16 protein-coding genes are annotated in these 20,750 nt (G+C 66.8%); 7 read left to right on the top strand and 9 right to left on the bottom strand.

The window, feature by feature from the left end; translation table 11 throughout:
* Positions 1 to 26: 26 nt before the first annotated feature.
* From ACW170_RS12250 to ACW170_RS12235, 4 genes are all read right to left on the bottom strand, one after another.
* Positions 27 to 707 (bottom strand): TPM domain-containing protein, encoded by a 681-nt coding sequence (locus ACW170_RS12250; protein WP_492086940.1) that lies wholly within the window; start codon positions 705 to 707, stop codon positions 27 to 29.
* Positions 707 to 1,468 (bottom strand): TPM domain-containing protein, encoded by a 762-nt coding sequence (locus ACW170_RS12245; RefSeq protein ID WP_492086939.1) that lies wholly within the window; start codon positions 1,466 to 1,468, stop codon positions 707 to 709. Before ACW170_RS12245 ends, ACW170_RS12250 begins: the two co-directional genes overlap by 1 nt.
* 59 nt (positions 1,469 to 1,527) lie before the next feature.
* A complete protein-coding gene (locus tag ACW170_RS12240) occupies positions 1,528 to 2,205 on the bottom strand; it encodes a LemA family protein (RefSeq protein ID WP_492086938.1) in 678 nt (225 codons plus the stop codon).
* Between the two features lie 61 nt (positions 2,206 to 2,266).
* On the bottom strand, positions 2,267 to 3,190 hold the full coding sequence (locus ACW170_RS12235; RefSeq protein ID WP_492086937.1) for a bifunctional methylenetetrahydrofolate dehydrogenase/methenyltetrahydrofolate cyclohydrolase: 924 nt from the start codon (positions 3,188 to 3,190) through the stop codon (positions 2,267 to 2,269).
* A gap of 108 nt (positions 3,191 to 3,298) precedes the next feature.
* Between ACW170_RS12235 and ACW170_RS12230 the strand changes: the two genes are divergently transcribed.
* Both ACW170_RS12230 and fni read left to right on the top strand, forming a co-directional pair.
* A complete protein-coding gene (locus ACW170_RS12230) occupies positions 3,299 to 5,128 on the top strand; it encodes a PPC domain-containing protein (RefSeq protein WP_492086936.1) in 1,830 nt (609 codons plus the stop codon).
* A gap of 40 nt (positions 5,129 to 5,168) precedes the next feature.
* Positions 5,169 to 6,200: a type 2 isopentenyl-diphosphate Delta-isomerase gene (fni, locus tag ACW170_RS12225; protein ID WP_492086935.1), complete on the top strand. Its 1,032-nt coding sequence runs from the start codon at positions 5,169 to 5,171 to the stop codon at positions 6,198 to 6,200.
* Positions 6,201 to 6,212: 12 nt separating this feature from the next.
* Here fni and hutH read toward each other — a convergent pair whose 3' ends face one another.
* Genes hutH through hutG form a run of 3 tightly spaced genes read right to left on the bottom strand, consistent with a single transcriptional unit; the run spans position 6,213 to position 10,239 of the window.
* Positions 6,213 to 7,742: a histidine ammonia-lyase gene (hutH, locus tag ACW170_RS12220; RefSeq protein ID WP_492086934.1), complete on the bottom strand. Its 1,530-nt coding sequence runs from the start codon at positions 7,740 to 7,742 to the stop codon at positions 6,213 to 6,215.
* A 3-nt stretch (positions 7,743 to 7,745) separates the two neighbouring features.
* Complete coding sequence (gene hutU, locus ACW170_RS12215) at positions 7,746 to 9,410, bottom strand: urocanate hydratase (protein ID WP_492086933.1); 1,665 nt, start codon at positions 9,408 to 9,410, stop codon at positions 7,746 to 7,748.
* A 7-nt stretch (positions 9,411 to 9,417) separates the two neighbouring features.
* Entirely contained in the window at positions 9,418 to 10,239 is an 822-nt protein-coding gene (gene hutG, locus ACW170_RS12210; RefSeq protein ID WP_492086932.1) for an N-formylglutamate deformylase, read from the bottom strand.
* Between the two features lie 96 nt (positions 10,240 to 10,335).
* Between hutG and ACW170_RS12205 the strand changes: the two genes are divergently transcribed.
* The 5 genes from ACW170_RS12205 to ACW170_RS12185 are packed head-to-tail and all read left to right on the top strand — an operon-like array spanning position 10,336 to position 18,766.
* On the top strand, positions 10,336 to 11,691 hold the full coding sequence (locus tag ACW170_RS12205) for a formimidoylglutamate deiminase (RefSeq protein ID WP_492086931.1): 1,356 nt from the start codon (positions 10,336 to 10,338) through the stop codon (positions 11,689 to 11,691).
* A complete protein-coding gene (hutC, locus tag ACW170_RS12200) occupies positions 11,688 to 12,407 on the top strand; it encodes a histidine utilization transcriptional repressor HutC (protein ID WP_492086930.1) in 720 nt (239 codons plus the stop codon). Before ACW170_RS12205 ends, hutC begins: the two co-directional genes overlap by 4 nt.
* Positions 12,407 to 13,618, top strand: coding sequence for an imidazolonepropionase (gene hutI / locus ACW170_RS12195; protein ID WP_492086929.1), 1,212 nt, complete (start codon positions 12,407 to 12,409; stop codon positions 13,616 to 13,618). The genes hutC and hutI overlap by 1 nt, the downstream gene beginning before the upstream one ends.
* A gap of 37 nt (positions 13,619 to 13,655) precedes the next feature.
* Positions 13,656 to 17,126 (top strand): class I SAM-dependent DNA methyltransferase, encoded by a 3,471-nt coding sequence (locus tag ACW170_RS12190; RefSeq protein ID WP_492086928.1) that lies wholly within the window; start codon positions 13,656 to 13,658, stop codon positions 17,124 to 17,126.
* A 38-nt stretch (positions 17,127 to 17,164) separates the two neighbouring features.
* A complete protein-coding gene (locus ACW170_RS12185; RefSeq protein WP_492086927.1) occupies positions 17,165 to 18,766 on the top strand; it encodes a phytoene desaturase family protein in 1,602 nt (533 codons plus the stop codon).
* Here ACW170_RS12185 and ACW170_RS12180 read toward each other — a convergent pair.
* Both ACW170_RS12180 and ACW170_RS12175 read right to left on the bottom strand, forming a co-directional pair.
* Positions 18,744 to 19,121, bottom strand: a complete 378-nt coding sequence (locus ACW170_RS12180; RefSeq protein WP_492086926.1) for a response regulator — start codon at positions 19,119 to 19,121, stop codon at positions 18,744 to 18,746. The genes ACW170_RS12185 and ACW170_RS12180 overlap by 23 nt on opposite strands.
* Positions 19,118 to 20,626 (bottom strand): sensor histidine kinase, encoded by a 1,509-nt coding sequence (locus tag ACW170_RS12175; protein ID WP_492086925.1) that lies wholly within the window; start codon positions 20,624 to 20,626, stop codon positions 19,118 to 19,120. Before ACW170_RS12175 ends, ACW170_RS12180 begins: the two co-directional genes overlap by 4 nt.
* Positions 20,627 to 20,750: the final 124 nt, after the last annotated feature.

The raw sequence follows: 20,750 nt of genomic DNA, 5'->3' as shown, positions 1-20,750 counted from the left end.
CGCGGATTGCGACCCCGATACGACGATCAGAGCAGGATCAGGTGGTCCGGCAATTCATTGGGGTTGTTTGCGCGGGGCGGGAAATGAGTCGCCAGCACCTGTCCGCACCGTTCGACCGCCGCTTCGAAGCCGGCGACGGGGCGGCCCGCCTTGAGCTCGCAGGTCAGAACAGCGACGGTGTCGGCCCAGACGCCTTCATCGACCTTTTGATGGATCAGTTCGTCGGCAATCAGCTCGACCTGGTGTTCCTTCAGAGCAGCGAAGATCAGAACCCCGGTGCGATCCTGCGTGACGTGGACGCCGTGGGCCAGGAACTGCTGTAGCGCCGCCTTACGCACTCGGGCCCGACGCAGACCGCGCGGCGTGACCCAGCGCAGAATCGGCGGCAGCCGCGTGAGCAGGAAGACGCCGATAAAGATCGCCGCCTGGATCAAGGCGTAGGCGGCCAGGGCCTGGCCGACGCCGGCGGCCTGGGCCGAGGCATGGGCGGCTTCCCAGGTGTCGCCGACCGGCCAGGACAGATCAAAGCCGAAGGGGATCAGGATGGTCGGCGTCAGCAGGGCCGCGCCCGCCGCCCAGGCCAGGCTGACGTCCACATAGGACGATACGCCGCGCGAGACGACGCAGAAGATCTCGCCCGAGGTGCCGGTCTCGGCCGAGGCGATGGCGGCGGCGACCCGCGTCCGGTCTTCGTTCGTGAAGCGCATCACCATCCTCCCGAAGCGCCGCCGCCGCCGAAGCCGCCGCCGCCTCCGCCAAATCCACCTCCGCCGCCGTCGAAACCGCCTCCGCCGCCGCGTCCGGCGCTTCTCAGCGCTTCCGAGGCCGCCCACAGCAGGATCGGCGTCACGCTGTCGCCGCGATGGCGACGCCCGCGTCCTGCGGAACCGACAGCCACCATAAGGAAGAGGCTGAAGATCACCGCAATGATCACGATAGGCAGGATCGGCGCGGCGCCGGCTTCATCTGCTTCCTGGACGGCGGCGGCTCGTGCCTGAGCCTCCGCAGGATCGAGCTCCAACTGGCCGATCAGGGCGTCCACACCTCGGACGACGCCCGTCTGATAGTCACCGTCGCGGAAGGCCGGCAGAATCTCGTTGCGGATGACCATGGAGGAAAAGGCGTCGGTCAGGATCGGCTCCAGGCCGTAGCCGACCTCGACCCGAACCCGGCGTTCGGTCGGGGCGACGATCAGCAGGACGCCGTTGTCGCCTTCCTTTTGGCCAATGCTCCAGGCGCGACCCAGCTGGTAGCCGTAGTCCTCGATTTCCTGGTCCTGGAGGCTGCGGACCGTGACCACGACCAGTTGGTCGCTGGATTTGGCTTCGAGCGCAGCAAGCTTGTCCGTCAGCGCCTGTTCGGTCGCAGCGTCGAGCAGATCCGCCTGATCCACTACCCGGCCAGTCAGCGGCGGGAAATCCAGTTTCGCCTGCGCCGCCGCCGGCAGGGCGAACAGCAGGACGGCCATGAGGCCGAAGAGACCCGCGACGACGCCCGCTGGACGCCGTGTCCGAACGGGGAGGGCGCTCACTGGGCCGGCGGGGGCGAACCCGGAGCGACCGGAGCAGCGCCGCCGCCGGGCGCGGCTGCGGGCGTCCCGCCGAGATTGAAGTTCACCTGCGGCGCGGACTGGGCCTCGGCGGTGGCGGTGAACAGTTGCATCGGCTGGGAGCCCGCGTGGGCCGTCTTGGCCCAGATCACGTTCGGGAAGGTGCGCAGGGTGGTGTTGTAGTCGCGCACCGCCTCATTGTAGTCGCGCCGCGCTATGGTGATCCGGTTCTCGGTGCCTTCCAGTTGGGACTGGAGGGTCAGGAAGTTCTGATTGGCCTGAAGCTGGGGATAGGCCTCGACCGAGACCAGCAGGCGCGACAGGGCGCCGGAGAGCTGGCCCTGGGCCTGCTGATACTGCTGGAAGGCCTGCGGATTGCTGAGGTCGGCGGCGGAGACATTGACCGAGGTGGCGCGGGCGCGGGCGTTGATCACGTCCGTCAGGGTGGTGCGTTCCTGGATCGCCGCGCCCTGGACGGTGGCGACCAGATTGGGCACCAGGTCGGCGCGACGCTGGTACTGGGCCTGGACGTCAGCCCAGGCCGCCTCGGCCCGTTCCTGCTTGGTCGGGATGGTGTTGTAGCCGCAGCCGGTGACGGCGGGCGCCGCGACGAGAACGGCGGTCAGAGCCAGAGCGCGAGGGTTGAAGCGAGCCATGGATTTTCCCCTGTCGGCGGTTGCGCCGGTGCGGCGACTATCGCCTCAGGACCGCAACGCTTCAAGCGTCCAATGGCTCCGGTTCGACGCCGATGGAGCGACAGGCGGCCGAATAGGTGTTGGCCAGCAGGCAGGCGATGGTCATGGGGCCGACGCCGCCGGGGACGGGTGTGATGCGGCCGGCGACCTCGACCGCCTCCTTGAAGGCGACGTCGCCGACGACGCGGGTCTTGCCCTCGGCCGCCTTGACCGGATCGGCCGACGGGACGCGGTTGATGCCGACGTCGATGACGGTGGCGCCCGGCTTGATCCAATCGCCCTTGATCATCTCCGGCCGACCGACGGCGGCGACCAGGATGTCGGCCGTGCGGCACAGGGCGGGCAGGTCGCGTGTTCTGGAATGGGCGACGGTGACGGTGCAGCTTTCGGCCAGCAGCAGCTGCGCCATCGGCTTGCCGACGATGTTGGACCGGCCGACGATGACGGCGTTCAGGCCGGTCAGGTTGCCCAGCTGGTCCTTCAGCAACATCACGCTGCCGAGGGGGGTGCAGGGCACCAGGCCCGGAAGGCCGACCGCAAGGCGCCCAGCGTTGACGACGTGGAAACCGTCCACATCCTTATCAGGGTCGATGGCGTCCAGCACGACCGATGAATCGATATGTTTCGGCAGGGGCAGTTGGACCAGAATGCCGTGGATGCCGACATCGGCGTTCAGTGAGGCGATCAGGGCCAGAAGTTCGTCCTGAGTCGTGGTGTCGGAGAGGCGGTGGGTGTCGGACCGCATGCCCGCGCGCAGGGTCGTTTCGCCCTTGTTGCGGACATAGATCTGGCTGGCGGGGTCCTCGCCCACGATGACGACGGCCAGGCCCGGCTTGACGCCCTGGCTGGCTTCCAGGCGGGCGGCGGCGGCGGCGACGCGGTCCACCAGGTCGATCGAAAAGGCCTTGCCGTCGATCAGGGTCGCGCGTGTGGGCTCGGCCGACATGAGGGCTCCGGTACAGATTGGATTGGGGGAATGCAAAAGGGGAATGGCGGCGATTTACAGCCGTCATGGTTCGGCGTCTATGATCGGCTTCAAACTCTGGAGTCTTCTATGAACCGTCCGCCCCTCGTCGCCGCCGTCAGCGCCATCGCCCTGGCCTGGGCCGTCTCGCCCGCCCTGGCCCAGGACGTCCAGGCGCTACGGCTCGGGGCGTCGGTGAACGGCGCGCTGACGGATGCGGATTTGGCGACGACCGGCGATAACGCCTATCGCTATGACGACTACCGGTTCGAGGCCCGTGCGGGGCAGCGACTTGAGGCCGTTCTGCGGTCGGACGTTTTCGACGCCTATTTGGCGCTCTACGCCGAAGGGGCCGATGAACCCTTGGCTGAGGATGATGACGGTTTGGGCGAAGACACCCACGCGCGGCTGCGCTTCACGCCAGAGACCGGTGGAACCTACATCCTGCGCGCCCGCACCCTGTCGGGCCTCGACGGCGGCGACTACAGCCTGTCGCTGCGCGAACGTCCGGCCCCGCCGCGAGCGCCCCGCCCGTCAAGCTTGCGCGTGGGCGCCGAGCAGGCCGGCGAATTGACCGGGCGGGATCCTGAGCAAGAAGACGGCGGTCGCTATGACGCCTACGTCTTCCGCGCCGCAGCCGGACAACGGGTGATCGTCACCCTGGAATCCGAGGCCTTCGATCCGAAGGTGCTGGTCGGACGGATGAACGGCGCCGACTTCGTCGAACTGGCGCAGAACGACGACGGACCGGACGACGGGCTTAACTCGCGTCTGGTCTTCACCGCCCCGGTCGCCGGCGACTATGTGATCCGCGCCACCGCGCTGGAGGACGGCGAGGGCCGCTATACGGTCGGGCTCAGCGAGGCGCCGCCCGCGCCGCCCGCCAAACCCATCGCCATCGGCGACGGCGTAGATGGAAACCTGGACGACGAAACGGGCGCGAACGACGAGGGCCAGCGCACGGAATTCTATCGGTTCACCGCAGCAGCCGGACAGCGCGTGGCCATCGAACTGTCGTCCAAGGACTTCGACGCCTATCTGACGCTGCGCAAGGCGTCGGACAATTCGGTTGTGGCCGAGGACGACGACGGGGCGGGATCGGGCACCGATTCCCGGATCGCCCAGACCCTGGAAGAGGCCGGCGACTATGTGATCGAGGCGCGCGCCTTCAGCGGGGATGGCGAGGGGCGGTTCAAGCTGCGCCTGGAAGAGGTCGCGCCGCCGCCTGCGCCGACCGCCTTGGACTTCGGTCAAACGGTCGAGGACGAAATCACGCCCGAGGATCCGCAGGACGATGACGGCAAACACTATGACGCCTTCGTCTTCAGCGGGACTGAGAGTCAGCGTGTTCAGGCCATCCTGCGCTCTGGCGATTTTGACGCCGTGCTCGCGATCGGATCGGCCGAGGACGAGTTCACCGCCCTGGCCACCGACGACGACGGCCTGGGGGAGGGGACGGACTCGCGACTGAACCTCACCCTGCCGTCGACGGGCGACTATGTGGTTCGCGCCTCGCCCCTGACCGGCGATGAGAAGGGCCTGTATTCGCTTGAGCTGATCGATCGCGGTCCCGAGCCAAAGCCGGGCAGTGTCCTGGTCGGCGCCACCGCGCGCGGGACCTTGAGCGTCGCCGACGCCCTGACGGACGAAGGCGCCTTCTACGACGCCTACCGGTTCCAGGCGAAGAAGGACGAGAAGCTGCGGATCACCCTGGTCTCGAACGCCTTCGACGCCTTCATCGACCTTGGCGAAGACGGTGAGGACTTCACCAGCATCGCTTCCGACGACGACAGCCTGTCGGACACCCACGCCAAGCTGGATTGGACGGCGCCGGAAGACGGCTGGTACGTGGTTCGGGCCCGGTCGCTGGGGCCGAATGAGACCGGCGCCTACGCCCTGACCGTCGAACGCCAGCCCTGACCGCCCCATCCGGGCCACGATCCGGTCCTAGGCGAGGGGAATGACCGACCCTGTTTCGCCCAGCCGCAAGGACCAGCACCTGGATGTCGTGCTGTCCGGTCGGGGCCGCCATGCCCGCGACGCCGGGTTCGACTCCGTCCGTTTCGTCCACGAGGCCCTGCCGGACCTGGATCATGACAAGATCGACCTGGGGGCGGATTTTCTGGGGCGGCGGCTGAAGGCGCCCCTGCTGATCAGCGCCATGACCGGCGGTCCGGCGCGGGCCGAAGCCGTCAATGCGCGTCTGGCGGAGGCGGCCCAACATATGGGCATCGCCCTGGCGGTCGGGTCGCAGCGGGCGGCTATCGAGGGCGGCGCCAGCGACGGACTGGACCTTGGACTAAGGCGCCGCGCGCCAGATACGCCGATCCTGGCCAATATCGGGGCAGCGCAGTTGACGCGCGGCTTCGGCCCGGACGAGGCGCGACGTGCGGTGGCCATGATCGGCGCCGACGCCCTGGTCGTACATCTGAACCCGCTTCAGGAAGCCTGCCAGCCCGAGGGGGACCGCGACTGGTGGGGCGTCGGGGCGGCGCTGGAGGCCCTAATCCGCAAGATCGAGGTCCCGGTCGTGGTCAAGGAAACCGGCGCGGGCCTGTCCGGTCGGACGGCGCGCCGCCTGATCGACATGGGCGCCGCCGCCGTGGACGTGGCGGGCGCGGGCGGGTCCAACTGGGCCTTGATCGAGGGCGAACGGGCGACCGATCCGAACGACAGGATCCACGCCGCCGTGTTCGCCGACTGGGGCATAACCACGCCCCAGGCCATCGTGGATGTGCGACTTGCCTGTCCCGACGCCGTGGTGATTGGGTCGGGCGGAGTGCGGGACGGGGTGGACGTGGCCCGCGCTATTCGACTGGGCGCCGATATCGTCGGTCAGGCCGCCGGGGTGCTGACGGCGGCGACCGAATCCACCGATGCGGTCGTAGCGCATTTCCAACGGGTCGTCCGTCAGATGAGGACGGTCTGCTTCTGCACCGGCTCGGCTAATCTGGCCGCCTTGCGACGGGCGCTGCTCCAACCATTTGACTGACTGTTCAGTGGCTTATGTCGATGGCAGAAGGTTCTGCGTGAAGATGCGATAGCGACCGTTCCGCACGCCGTCCGTCGCCCGGGCGATGTCCGGCGCGAAATAGTGGTCGCTGGCGTAGGGCGCAGCGGCTTCACGGACGATGGACAGGACCTGTTCCAGCGCCGGCGAACTGGTCAAGGGGCGGTGGAACTCCAGCCCCTGAGCGGCCGCCAGCAATTCGATGCCGACGACCGTCGCCGCGTTCTCGGCCATATCCAGCAGGCGCCGCGCCCCATGCGTGGCCATGGAGACGTGATCCTCCTGGTTGGCGCTGGTCGGGACGGTGTCGATGCTGCACGGATGGGCGACCATGCGGTTTTCCGCCACCAGGGCCGCCGCCGTCACCTGGGCGATCATGAAGCCCGAGTTCAGACCGCTCTCCTTGACCAGGAAGGCCGGCAGTTCGCTCATCTTCGGATCGACCAGAATGGCGGTGCGGCGCTCGGAGATATTTCCGATCTCGCACAAAGCCATGGCGATCTGATCGGCTGCAAAAGCAACAGGTTCGGCATGGAAGTTGCCGCCGGATATGACGTCGCCGTCCTCGATGAAGACCAGGGGATTGTCTGTGACGGCGTTGGCTTCCCGCTCCAGCGTCGCAGCCGAAGCATTCAGGATATCCAGGATGGCCCCCATGACCTGGGGCTGGCACCGCAGGGAATAGGGGTCCTGCACCTTGGCGCAGTCGTCGCGATGACTGTCGCGGATGGCGGAGCCGGTCATTAGTTGGCGCAGCCGCGCCGCGACGGCGATCTGGCCGGGCTGGCCGCGCAGGGCGTGGATGCGCGGATCGAACGGCGCATCCGACCCTTTTAGCGCGTCGACCGACAGGGCGCCTGCCGCAAGACCGGCGGCGAACACCGCCTCAGTCGCGAACAGTCCGGCCAGGGCGAGGGCGGTGGAGCACTGGGTGCCGTTCAGAAGAGCCAGGCCCTCCTTCGGCCCCAGGGTCAGGGGCGTCAGCCCGACCCGCGCCAGGGCCGCCTCGGCGTCGAGGACCTCGCCGTTCAGCCGGGCCTGACCGACGCCGATCAGGACGCAGCTCATATGGGCCAGGGGCGCCAGATCGCCCGAGGCGCCGACCGAACCCTTGGACGGGACGCAGGGCAGGACGTCGCCGTTCACCAGGGCGACCAGTGCTTCCAGCGTCTGGCGGCGGATCCCCGAGGCGCCGCGCGAAAGGCTCGCGATCTTCAGGACCATCAGCAACCGGGTCACGGCGTCCGGCAACAAGGGGCCGACCCCGCAGGCGTGGCTGAGCACCAGATTGCGCTGCAGCGTCTCCAGATCCTCCGAAGCGATGGAGGTGTTGGCCAACAGGCCGAAGCCGGTGTTGACCCCATAGACGGTGCGCCCCTCGGCCACGATCGCGGCGATCGTGGCCGCCCCCTTGTCGACGTCGGCCCAGGCGTCGGCGGAGATCGTGACCGTCACCGGGCCGTCCAGCACGGCGCGCAACTGGGCGAGGGTCAAGGGGGATTGGCCGATGGCGATCCTGGTCATGTGTCAGGCCTTCAGGCTGGGGAGGTTCAGGCCATGTTCGCGGGCCGCAGCGCAGGCGATGTCGTAGCCGGCGTCGGCGTGACGCATGACGCCGGTGGCGGGGTCGTTCCACAGAACGCGCTCCAGCCGTTGCGCGGCCTCGGGCGTTCCGTCGGCGACGATGACCACGCCGGAATGCTGGGAATAGCCCATGCCGACCCCGCCGCCGTGGTGCAGGGACACCCAGCTGGCGCCCGAGGCGGTGTTCAGCAGGGCGTTCAACAGAGGCCAGTCGGAGACGGCGTCCGACCCGTCCATCATGGCCTCGGTCTCGCGGTTCGGACTGGCGACCGAGCCGGAATCGAGATGGTCACGTCCGATGACGATGGGGCCGGACAGTTCGCCGGACGCAACCATCTCGTTGAACATCAGGCCGGCGCGGTGTCGATCACCCAATCCGATCCAGCAGATACGGGCTGGAAGCCCTTGGAATGCGATACGTTCACTCGCCATGTCGAGCCAGCGGTGCAGACCGGGATTGTCCGGGAACAACCGTTTCATGGCGGCGTCGGTCTTGCGGATGTCGTCCGGATCGCCGGTCAGGGCCGCCCAACGGAAGGGGCCGATCCCACGGCAGAACAGCGGGCGGATATAGGCGGGCACGAAACCGGGGAAGTCAAAGGCGTTCGCCACGCCCTCGTCGAAGGCCACCTGACGGATGTTGTTGCCGTAATCGACGACCGGCACGCCCGCGGTCTGGAAATCCAGCATCGCCTGGACGTGGGCGACGATGGAGGAACGAGCGGCGGCCGAGACCGAGGCGGGATCGCTGACCCGCCGGTCCTCCCATTCGGCCACGGTCCAGCCTGAGGGCAGATAGCCGTTGACCAGATCGTGGGCGCTGGTCTGGTCGGTGACCAGATCGGGTCGCACGCCCCGACGCACCATCTCAGGCAGCACGTCCGCAGCATTGCCTAACAGCCCGACCGATATCGGCTTTCTGGTCTGATTGGCCGTCTCGATCAGGGCCAGGGCCTCGTCGAGCGTCTCGGCCATGACGTCGAGGTAGCGGGTCTTGAGCCTCATCTCGATCCGGCTCCGCTGGCATTCGACCGCCAAGCAGGAGGCGCCCGCCATGGTCGCCGCCAGGGTCTGGGCGCCGCCCATGCCGCCCAGACCGGCGGTCAGGATCCATTTGCCGGCCCAGTCGCCGCCGTGGTGCTGGCGACCCGCCTCCATAAAGGTCTCGTAGGTGCCCTGAACAATCCCCTGGGTGCCGATGTAGATCCAGGAGCCGGCCGTCATTTGGCCGTACATCATCAAGCCCTTGCGATCGAGTTCTGAGAAATGCTCCCAGGTCGCCCACTTCGGCACCAGATTGGAATTGGCGATCAGGACGCGGGGCGCGTCGGCGTGGGTGCGGAAGACGCCGACCGGCTTGCCGGACTGGACCAGCAGGGTCTCGTCGGCCTCCAGGGTCTTCAAGGTCTCGACGATCCGGTCGAAGGCGGCCCAATCGCGCGCCGCCTTGCCGATGCCGCCATAGACGACGAGGTCCTGGGGCCGCTCGGCGACCTCGGGGTCAAGGTTGTTCATCAGCATCCGCAGGGCCGCCTCGGCGACCCAGGTCTTGGCGGTCTTTTCCGGGCCGCGCGGGCTGCGAACGATCCGGGCGTTGGGCGTGTTCATCGGGTGATCACCGGCTGGATTGGGCGAAGACTATGCAGGCGGCCAGTACGCGGCGCAGATGGGCGCGCATCGGTTCGGCGCGTTGCTGATCGTAGGGGCTGGGCCAGTTGTCGGGCGAGACCGCGCCCGTCGGATCGAGCATGTATCCCCGGTCCGCCAGCTCCATCTGGATGGCATGGACGCCGGTCTCGGGGCGACCATAGCGGCGCGTCGTCCAGCCCCCCTTGAACCGTCCGTTGACGACCAGACTGTCGCCGCTGGCGGCGCAGGCCGCCTCCACCGCCCGGGTCAGTTCGGGCGCGCAGGTGACGCCGCCGTTGTCGCCGATGTTGAACTGCGGCAGTTCGCCGTCGAACAAGCGGGGCACGACCGAACGGATCGAATGGGCGTCGTAGAGGACGACCACCCCCCGGGAGCCCAGACGGTCGATCTGGGCCCGAAGCGCCGCATGATAGGGATCGAACCAGGTCGCACGCCGCTCGGCGATTTCGGCCTCGTCCGGCGTTTGGCCGGGGCGGTACAGGGGCTCGCCGTCGAAGGTCTCGGTCGGGCACAGGCCGGTCGTGGTCATCCCGGGATAGAGGGAGGCGCCCGACGGATCGCGGTTCACGTCGATGACGCTGCGAGAGACGGCGGTGCGCACGAGGGTCGCGCCCAGATCGACGGCGAAGTCGTAGAGCTGATCCACCCACCAGTCGGCGTCCTTGCGCGCCAGCCAGGGCGAGATCATCCGGGCCAGTATGGCGTCGGGGATATCGGTCCCCGTGTGCGGCAGGCCGATCACCAGGGGCGCGGAGCCTTCCACGACGGTCAGCCAGTCATCGGTCATCCGCGCTTCCCTCGCCAAATCGATCCGCCGGGTTTATGTCTAGACATATTGATCGCAACATGACGGACCTGTCCAGTGACCCCTGAGCCGGAACCTGTGGACCTCGCTCTCTGGTTCGAAGCCGCTCTCCTGCCCGACGGCTGGGGCAAGGACGTGCGGATCGGCGTCAGAGCGGGCCGGATCGCTTCCATCGACGTAGGGACTGTGCGGGCGCCGACAGACGCGGGCGGCGGGGTCGGCCTGCCGGGCGTGACCAATGTCCACAGCCACGCCTTTCAGCGCGCCATGGCCGGCCTGACCGAGGCGCGTGGACCTTCCGACGACGACTTCTGGACCTGGCGCGAGCTGATGTACCGCTTCCTCGACCGGGGCGGCCCGGACGAGATCGAGGCCATCACCGCCCTGGCCTTCGCGGAGATGCTGGAAGGCGGCTTCACCCGTGCGACCGAGTTCCACTACCTGCATAATGACCCCGCAGGCGCGGCCTATGCGGACCGGAGCGAAATCGCCGGTCGGATCGTGGCGGCCGCTCAGGTCAGCGGGATCGCCCTGACCCTGCTGCCGGTCTTCTACGCCCATTCCGGTTTCGGGGCTCTGCCGCCGGTCCGGGGCCAGAGGCGGTTCATCACCGATCTGGACGGCTTCGCCGACCTGGTCGCGGCCTGCCGTCGTCTGACGCAGGACATGGAAGACGCACGCGTCGGCGTGGCCCCGCACAGCCTGCGCGCCGTCAGCGCCGACGAACTGGCGGTGCTGCCCGGACTGGCCCAGTGGGGACCGATCCATATTCACGTGGCGGAGCAGACCAAGGAGGTCGAGGACTGTCTCGCCTGGTCCGGCGCGCGTCCGGTGGAGTGGCTGCTGAACCACGCGCCGGTCGACGAGCAATGGTGCCTGATCCACGCCACCCATGTGACCGAGGCCGAATGGCGCGAGGTCGTCGCGCGCGGCGCCGTCGTCGGCCTGTGCCCGATCACTGAGGCCAATCTGGGCGACGGGATCTTTCCGGCGACAGCCTATCTGCAGGCTGGCGGCCGGCTCGGGGTGGGGACGGATTCCAACGTGCAGATCGGCCTGGCCGAGGAGCTTCGGATGCTGGAGTACAGCCAGCGGCTGGGCCTGCGCGGGCGCGCCCTGACGGCAGACGCAGCCCGGTCGACGGGACGGGCCCTGTTCGAACGCGTTTTGGCGGGCGGGGCTCAGGCCGGCGGGGCATCTTGCGGTCTGGCGATGGGGCAGGCCGCAGACATCATCTCTCTGGACACGCGCCGCCTTGCCTTCGCCGGCCGCTCGGGCGACGCGGTGCTGGACAGCTGGATCTTCGGCGCCCCGACGGGATCGATCGCCTCGGTCTGGCGGGCCGGTCGGGAGGTCGTGCGCCACGGGCGCCATGTCGCACGGGACGCCCTGGAAGCGCGTTTCCGCTCAGCCTTGAAGACGGTTCTGTCATGACGGTGAACGCCCTTCACCGGCGAATCTACGCCGATCTGGAAGCCCAGATCCTGTCGGGAGACCTGTCGCCCGGCGCGCGGCTGCCTTACGAGCACGAACTGACGGATCGCTACGACTGCGCTCGAGCAACCGTGTCCAAGGCCCTGTCGGAACTGGCGGGGCGGGGTCTGGTGGTCCGTCGGCGGCGAGCGGGCACCTTTGTGGCCCAGCCCAAGGCCCATGCCGCCTTCCTCGCCATTCCCGACCTCAGAGCTGAGATCAATGAACGGGGACAAGTCTATGATTATCAACTTCTGGAACGCCTGGTTCGTCCGCCCCAAAACCCGGAGGAAGCCGAACTGGCGGCAGGCGGCCGCCTGATTGCGCTGACTTGCCTGCACAGCGCAGACTCGGTTCCTCTGGCTCTGGAGCGGCGCTTGATCGCCCTGGCCGCTGCACCTCAGGCTGAAAGCGTGGATTTTCAGTCCGTTCCGCCGGGGAGCTGGCTTCTGGACTCCGAGCCCTGGACTCAGGCCGAAAACCGGATCGGCGCCCTGGAGGCGGATGCGCCGTCCGCCCGGCTGTTGCAGATCCGGGCCGGCGCCGCCTGCCTCTGCGTCGAACGACGAACCTGGCGGGACGGGCAGGGGGTGACGCGGGTGCGCCAGATCTTCCCGGGCGATCGCTATGATCTCGTCGCCCTGTTCTCCTCTGTTCATGCCAAGGATCAGGTTTGATGAAGGCCGAGCGACTTCTCATCGACTGTCACGCCGCCACCATGGCGGATAGCGCAACGCCTTACGGCGCGATCGAAGACGCCGCCGTGGTGATCGCGGACGGACGGATCGCCTGGATCGGCCCGCGGGCGGACCTCCCGTCGGTCGAGGCCCAGACGATCGAGCGGCTCGACGGCCGTTGGCTGACGCCGGGACTGACCGACTGCCACACCCATCTGGTTTTCGGCGGAGATCGTTCGGGCGAGTTCGAGCAGAGGCTGGGTGGGGCCACCTATGAAGAGGTCGCGCGTGCGGGCGGCGGCATCGTCGCCTCGGTCCAGGCCACGCGCGCAGCGTCCGAGGATGACCTGTTCCGCTCGGCCATGGCGCGGCTTGAGGGGTTGAAGGCGACCGGGGTGACGACGGTCGAAATCAAGTCCGGCTATGGTCTGGACCGGGAGTCGGAGTTGAAGATGCTGCGCGTCGCGCGGCGCATCGGGCGCGAGGGCGGGGTCCGCGTCCGCACCAGCTATCTGGGCCTGCACGCCGTGCCGCCGGAATACCGGACGGACCGCGCCGCCTATGTCGATCTCGCCATCGACGACATTCTGCCGGCCGCCCACGCCGAAGGCCTGGTGGACGCCGTGGACGCCTATTGCGAGCCCATCGCCTTTTCACGCGAGGAGGTGTCGCGCCTGTTTGATCGCGCCCAGGCTTTGGGACTGCCGGTCAAACTGCACGCCGACCAGTTGTCGGACGGCGGCGGGGCGGAACTGGCGGCGCGCTACCGAGCCCTGTCGGCCGACCACATCGAATACGCCACAGAAGCGGGCGTCGCGGCGATGGCTAGCGCCGGAGTGGTCGCCGTTCTGCTACCCGGCGCCTTCCTGATGCTGCGCGAGACCCAGGCTCCGCCGGTAGCCCTGCTGCGGACACATGGCGTGCGAATGGCCGTCGCCACCGACTGCAACCCCGGCACCTCGCCGGTCGTCTCCATGACCGACGCCCTGAACCTGGCCTGCGTGCAGTTTCGCCTGACGCCGGAGGAGGCTCTGGCCGGGGCGACGCGCGAGGCGGCGCGGGCGCTCGGCTTGCAGGATCAAGCAGGCGTGCTGCAGGCGGGACAGGCGGCGGACCTCGCAGCCTGGGACATCTCGCGGCCCGCCGAGCTGGCCTACTGGCTCGGCAAGCCGATGCTGCACGCACGTTGGATCGCCGGAATACGATCTTAGATTGCATCTATCTACAAAATAACCATAGGTTGCTTTCATGGTCGGAAAGCAATCCAAAGATGTTGATGCCTTCATCGCTCACTGGGCCCATGTTCCGATCAGCGAAAGGGCTCAGTACCAGACCTTCATCATCCAGCTCTGCCGGGTCATCGGCGTCCCTGCGCCGGACGATGAGCGGATGGGCGACCTGGACTATTGTTTCGAACGGCCGGTGCGTTTCGTTCACGAGGATGGGGTCAGCCATCCCTGCTATATCGACTGCGCCAAGCGCGGCTGTTTCGTGCTTGAGGCCAAACAGTCGCGAAAGCGGCGAGACGGCGGGCCGCTGGACCCGGCGGTGCAGCTGGCCCGGTTCGTACACCCGTCGCGCAAAGGCCGCGCTCCTTCACCGGAAGCTTTGGATCGGGTGATGCGGGTGGCGAAGCGCCAGGCGGAGAACTACGCCAAGGCCCTGGACGAATGGCCGCCGTTTCTGATCGTGGTCGATGTCGGCCGAGCCATCGAGCTGTGGTCCGACTTTGCGCGGCAAGGCAAGGCCTATGCCCAGTTTCCGGACCGCGCCACCTACCGGATCGAGCTGGACCAGCTGCGTCAGGCGGAGGTGCGCGAGCGGCTGCGTCGGGTCTGGACCGATCCGATGTCGCTGGACCCCGCCGCCCGCGTAGCGGAAGTCACCATGGATATCGCCGCCCGCCTGGCCCTGCTGGTCCGATCCATCCGTCAAAGGCACTCGCAGCCGACCGATGATCAGGCGGCGCGGGCGGCGAGGGCAGGGCGGATCGCCTTGTTCGTCATGCAGTGCATCTTCGCCATGTTCGCTGACAGTGTCCGGCTGATCGAGGCGCGCGGCTTTCAGCGTTTCCTCGAGTCCTATCGCGGAAAGGCGGACCGGTTCCATGATGCGGCTCGGGTGTTTTTCAGCACCATGGATATGGGCGGCCATTGCCTGGCGACCCAGCAGCGCATTCGCCAGTTCAACGGAGGCCTGTTCAAGGTGGTCGATCCGATGCCGATCACCGAGGCGGAGCTGGCGGCCCTGATCGAGGCTTCGAAATGCGACTGGAGCCTGGTGGAGCCGGCCATCTTCGGCGCCCTGCTGGAACAGGCGCTGGACCCGTCTGAGCGGGCGGAGCTGGGCGCCCATTATACGCCGCGCGCCTACGTCGAGCGGCTGCTGGAGCCGACGATCATGGAGCCCCTCCGCGCCGAATGGGAAGCGGTAGAGGCCCAGGCCATTGGTCTTCATCTGGAGGGGGAGACTGCGGGCGCGCGGCGGATGGTTCGCGCTTTTCATGATCAGCTCTGCCGGGTACGCGTGCTGGACCCGGCCTGCGGCACAGGCAATTTTCTCTACGTCGCCATGCGGATGATGAAGGAACTTGAGGGCGAAGTTCTGGGCGTCCTGAGTGAGATGGGCGAGACCCAGGGGCGACTGGGCATGGAGGGCCACGTCGTCAGCCCGGAACAATTCTATGGGTTGGAAAAGAACGCCTACGCCGCCTGGATTGCGGAAATGGTGATGTGGATCGGCTACTTGCAATGGCATTTCCATCTGTTCGGTGAAGCCAAGCCATCCGAACCGATCCTGAAGGATTTCCAGCGTGTCGTGCGAACGGACGCGCTGGTCAGTTGTTCGCGCCTGGATCTGGCGCGCGATGCAGAGGGCCGGGTGATCACCCGGCCCGTGGGGCGATTGTCGGATGGCGCGGCCGAGCGAGAGGTCGAACACTATGTCGATCCCTATCCCACACCATGGCCGGAAGCGCATTTCATCGTCGGCAATCCGCCCTTCATCGCCGGCAAGGATCTGCGTGCGGAACTGGGCGACGGCTACGTCGATGCTCTGGACAGCCTCAGAGGCGGTCGGTTCCGCTCGGCCGACATCGTCACGGCCTGGTGGGATCGAGCGGCGGACATCCTGACCCGTGAGGGATCGACCCTGCGGCGGTTCGGGTTCATCACGACCAACTCGGTGACCCAGACCTTCTCACGACGGGTGATCGAACATCATCTGACCCGCCGACCGCCGATCCGTCTGGTCTTCGCTATTCCCGATCACCCCTGGGTGACGGGCGCCGGGCGCGCCGATGTGCGGATCGCCATGTCCGTCGCCGAACGGGGCGAGCCGGACGGTCGTGGGCGGTGGCTGGAGGTTATCGGCGAAGACGACCTGCATACCGATCTGCCGAAGCTGAGTTTCCGGGAAAGGGAAGGCGTCATCGGCGCCGACCTGATGATCGAGTCGGGTCTAAGTCGCACGGTCGATCTGAAGGCCAATACGGGTCTGACCTATCGCGGGGTTCAGCTGATGGGGGCTGGCTTTCTGGTCAAGCCGGCGCAGGGGCAGGACCTTCTTGCGGGGTCGGAACACGACGCCCCGTCTCCGCTTCGCACCTATCGCAACGGCCGGGATCTTGCGGATCGGGCGCGGGACTTACAGGCGATCGATCTGTTCGGCTGGGACGAGGTCGAGGTGCGGCGTCGCCATCCGCTGATCTATCAGCATCTGCTGGAGACGGTGAAGCCTGAGCGGGACCGCAACAACCGCGCTTCTTACCGGGACAACTGGTGGATCTTCGGCGAACCTCGCCGGGACTTGAGAGCCGCGCTTGAGGGGCTCGACCGCTATATCGTCACCGTCGAGACGGCCAAACACCGCTGGTTTCGCTTTCTCGAGTCCGCCGTCCTGCCTGACAACAAGCTGGTGGTCGTCGCCAGCAATGATCCCGCCGTCCTGGCCATGCTTTCGTCCCGCCAGCATCGTGCCTGGTTCGCCGCCAATGCCGGCCGGATCGGCGAGTACCGGCGCGAGGCCGTCTATGTGAAGGGGGCATGTTTTGACCGGTTCCCCTTTGCGTCGCCGACGTCCGCGCAGTCGGCGGAATTGGCGGCCCTGGGCGAAGAACTAGATGCGACGCGGGCGGGCGTCCTAGCGGAGCACCCAGGCCTGACGATGACCGGCCTTTACAACGCGCGGGCGCGTCTCGACGACCTTACGGCGATGGACGCCGTGGAGCGCGCGGTCCACGACGCCGGCCGCATCGGCATCCTGGATCATCTTCACGGGATGATCGACCGGGTCACGGCCGAAGCCTATGGCTGGCCCGTCAATTTGTCCGACGCCGAGACGGCGACCCGACTGGCGGAACTCAATCGGACGCGCGCGGCGGAGGAGGCGCAGGGACGAGTGCGGTTCATTCGCCCCGCCTATCAGATGGAGCGGGTCAGAACTCCGTCAGCGCCGGTTCAGATCGAAGCCATCCTGTCTCACGAAGCGATCGCGCCCCACCTGCCAGACGATCCCGGTCGACTGGCGGCCGCCCTTCTGGCCAGTCTGCGTCGATCCGGCATGCCCACGCGTCCCGAGGAGTTGGCGAGGGCGTTCGACGGCGGCGGGCTGCGCAAGCGGCGAACGATCGAGCACACCCTGGCCGTCCTGGCGGTTTCCGGCGCGGTTCAGAGGTCGGAAGGCGGATGGTTCGCGCCAAGACGGGGCGGCCCTGGCTGATCCGACAGACGGTGCTATGGCTTGGTCGGAGAGGGACCATGGCAAAGACCGAAACCGACGTCGTCATCCTTGGGGCAGGCCACAATGGACTGGTCTGCGCCTTTTACCTCGCCCGTCGGGGATTGAAAGTGACCGTGCTGGAGCGCCGCTCGGTCGTCGGGGGCGCAGCCGTGACGGAGCCGTTCCACCCTGGCTTTCGCAACTCGACCGCCAGCTACACCGTCAGCCTGCTCAGTCCCGCCGTCATCGCCGACATGGAACTGGCGCGACACGGGCTGAGGATGGTCGAGCGGCGGATGTCGAACTTCCTGCCGTTGGACGACGGACGCTATCTGGCGGCGGGGCCGGGCCGGACGCGGGCGGAGGTCGCGAAATTCTCGACGCGGGACGCCGAGCGGCTGGAGGCCTATGAGGCGCGATTGGAGACGGTGGCGTCCCTGCTGCGGGATCTGACGCTGAAGTCGCCGCCGAACATGGTCGAGGGCGGCTGGTCGGCGGCTCTGCCGGAAATGATAAGGGCGGGCCATCTTGGGCGGCGCATCGCCGGGCTTGATCAGACGGGGCGCCGCGACCTGCTGGATCTGTTCACCAAATCTGCGGGCGACTGGCTGGACGGCTGGTTCGAAAGCGATCCGATCAAGGCCCTGTTCGGGTTCGACAGCGTGGTGGGCAACTACGCCAGTCCCTACACGCCCGGTTCCGCCTATGTGCTGTTGCACCATGTCTTCGGCGAGCTGAACGGGAAGAGGGGCGTCTGGGGTCACGCCCTGGGCGGCATGGGGGCCATCACCCAGGCCATGGCGCTGGCCTGCGCCGAACAGGGGGTCGAGGTGCGGCTGGATACGGCTGTGAGCGAGGTCCTGATCGAGAAGGGCCGGGCGATCGGCGCGGTCACCCAGGACGGCGACGTCGTGCGGGCGCGGGCTGTGGCGTCGAACCTTCATCCCCGCCTGCTGTTTGAGATTCTGGTCGACCCCAGAGCGGCGCCGGCGGACTTCATGGAGCGGATAGGGCGGTACGCCTCCGGCTCGGGCACATTCCGAATGAATGTCGCGCTATCGGAACTGCCGAAGTTCACCGTCCTGCCTGAAGCCGGCGATCATCTGACGGCGGGCATCATCATCGCCCCCAGCCTGACCTATTTGGACCGCGCCCATGCCGAGGCGCGACTGAACGGCTGGTCGTCGAAGCCGATCGTTGAGATGCTGATCCCCTCGACACTGGACGACAGTCTGGCGCCGGCGGGCGCTCATGTGGCGAGCCTGTTCTGCCAGCATGTCTCGCCTGATCTGGAAGACGCGCATCGCGACACGGTCGCCGATCTGATGATCGATACGGTCGACGCCCATGCGCCGGGCTTCAAGGCTTCTGTTCTGGGGCGGATCGCCTTGGGCCCAAAGGATCTGGAGCGACGTTTTGGACTGGTCCGCGGCGACATATTCCACGGCCGACTGAGCCTGGACCAGTTGTTCAGCGCTCGTCCGGCTCTGGGGCATGCCGACTACCGAATGCCGGTCCCGGGACTTTACCTGTGCGGATCAGGGGCTCACCCCGGCGGCGGCGTAACGGGCGCGCCGGGTCATAACGCCGCGCGGGCGATCCTTATAGACCTCAAGCCTAGGCTTGGCCGACGCCCATAGCCTTCATCAGGGCGTCCCGGATCGCCGCCTCGGTGAAAGGTTTCTGCACGGTGGCCGAGCCCCGCCATTCCTCGGGCAGGCCGCCTTCGCCATAGCCGGTCGAAAAGACGAAGGGCACGCCGCGGGCTCTCAACGCCTCCGCCACCGGGAAGACCTGCCGGCCCGCCACATTGACGTCCAGCAGGGCGGCGTCGAGACCGACGGTGTCGCGGGCCATGGCCTCGCCTTCATCGATATTTGAGGCCGGACCGATGGGGATGCACTCCATATCCTCCAGGATGGTCTCGAGCAGCATGGCGACGAGTGACTCGTCCTCCACCACTAAAACACGTCGGCCGTTCAAGGGTTGGGTCATTGGGCATGCGTCCTGTCGAGTGGAACCGTCAGTTCCGCAATCAATCCATCGCTGGCGTAGACCAGATCGACCTCGCCCGCCAGATCATGGCGAATGTTTCGTTCAATCAATCGACTACCGAAACCTCTTCTGTCCGGTAGCGTAACTTTCGGGCCGCCGATTTCACGCCAAGTCAGCTTAAGAATGCGTTCGGGTTGCTCCGCGACGCGCCAATCGATCAGGACGCGGCCGTCGGGCCCGGAAAGGGCGCCGTATTTCGCGGCGTTGGTGGCGAGTTCGTGGAAGATCATGCCAAGGGACAAGGCTGTTGCCGGCGTCAGCGCGGTGACGGGACCGTTCAGAGTGATGCGACGCGGGCCGAACGCCTCTGTCTCGTGCGCCAAAATGGCCTGCAAATCGGCGCCTTCCCAATGGCTGAGGGTCAGGAGATCATGGGTGTGAGACAGGGCCAGGATGCGGGATTGAAAGGTTGAGGCGAAACTGGCCGGGTCGGTGTGGGAACGGGCCGTCTGAATGGCGATCGACTGCACCGTAGCCAGCGTATTCTTTACGCGATGGTTCAGCTCATCAATCATAAGTTTTTGTAGTTTTGCCGATTTTACGTTTTCTGTGACGTCGTGACCTTGAACGAAGATGCCGACGACGGCGCCCCGTTCGTCGCGGATCGGCTGGTAGATGAAGTTGAGATACAGGGTTTCTAGCGGCCCGCCGGGCGTACGCTGCAACAGCGCTTGGCTCTCTCGACCTTCGTAGGCCTGGCCCGTTTCGAAGACTGCGTCCAGGAACTCATAGTAGCCTTGCCCCGCCAGTTCCGGCAGGGCCTCGCGGAGCGGCTTTCCGGCGATGTCACGATGCCCGATCAATTGGCCGTAAGCCTGATTGTGCATCTGGAAGCGGTGTTCAGGTCCGGTCAGAATGGCGACGAATCCCGGCGCTTGCATGAACATTTCGACCAGGCGGTTGCGTTCCGTCTCCAGCCGCCGATTGTCTTCCTGCACCGATTGAGCGCGCCGAAGGACTGACCCGCCGATCAAGGCGTCCAATGCCGTCGTTGGCTCGTCGGTTCGTATCGCCGGCGAGAGATCTGTGACGTCCATCGTGTGTTGAAGAAGAAGGACGACCTCGCCCTCTGCATTCATCAACGGCGTATGTGTCGCGCTCCAGATCCGTTCTTCGAACACCTCGCGGCCGTCTTCGCGGACGCGAGGCATGGCGTAGCGGACGACCGCCAGGTGGTCGCGTTGGCGTGTATCGCGCGCCTTCTCTAGCGACGCCCTGACCTGCCTGACATTGTCTGGGGCGTCATCGCCGGGTCCGGAATCGAACGCCGTGAACAAGGAATGGCCTACGATCTCGTCGCGTCGTGCGCCGGTCACGTCGATATAGGCTTGGTTCATCTCGACGATGCGCAGGTCGGGCGTCAGCAGCAGATAGGGATTGGGCGACGCCTCAAAGGCGCTCGCCACCTCCGCGAGGGAAGCGCCCGTTGATGTTTGTATAGTCAATCGAAGCCCCGACCTTAGCGAAGGCATAATGCGCGACGGGCGAAAAGGGTTCGCTACCGAACACAGAATTTTCCCCTTCGTTCGTTCGTCATTGGCCTGTTGGGAGAATTTGCTAAGGACTGGG

The sequence above is a fragment of the Brevundimonas sp. FV2ps16 genome, assembly GCF_058681075.1.
Note: the sequence above shows the minus strand (reverse complement) of the source record. Positions and strands in the feature narration are given on the sequence as shown.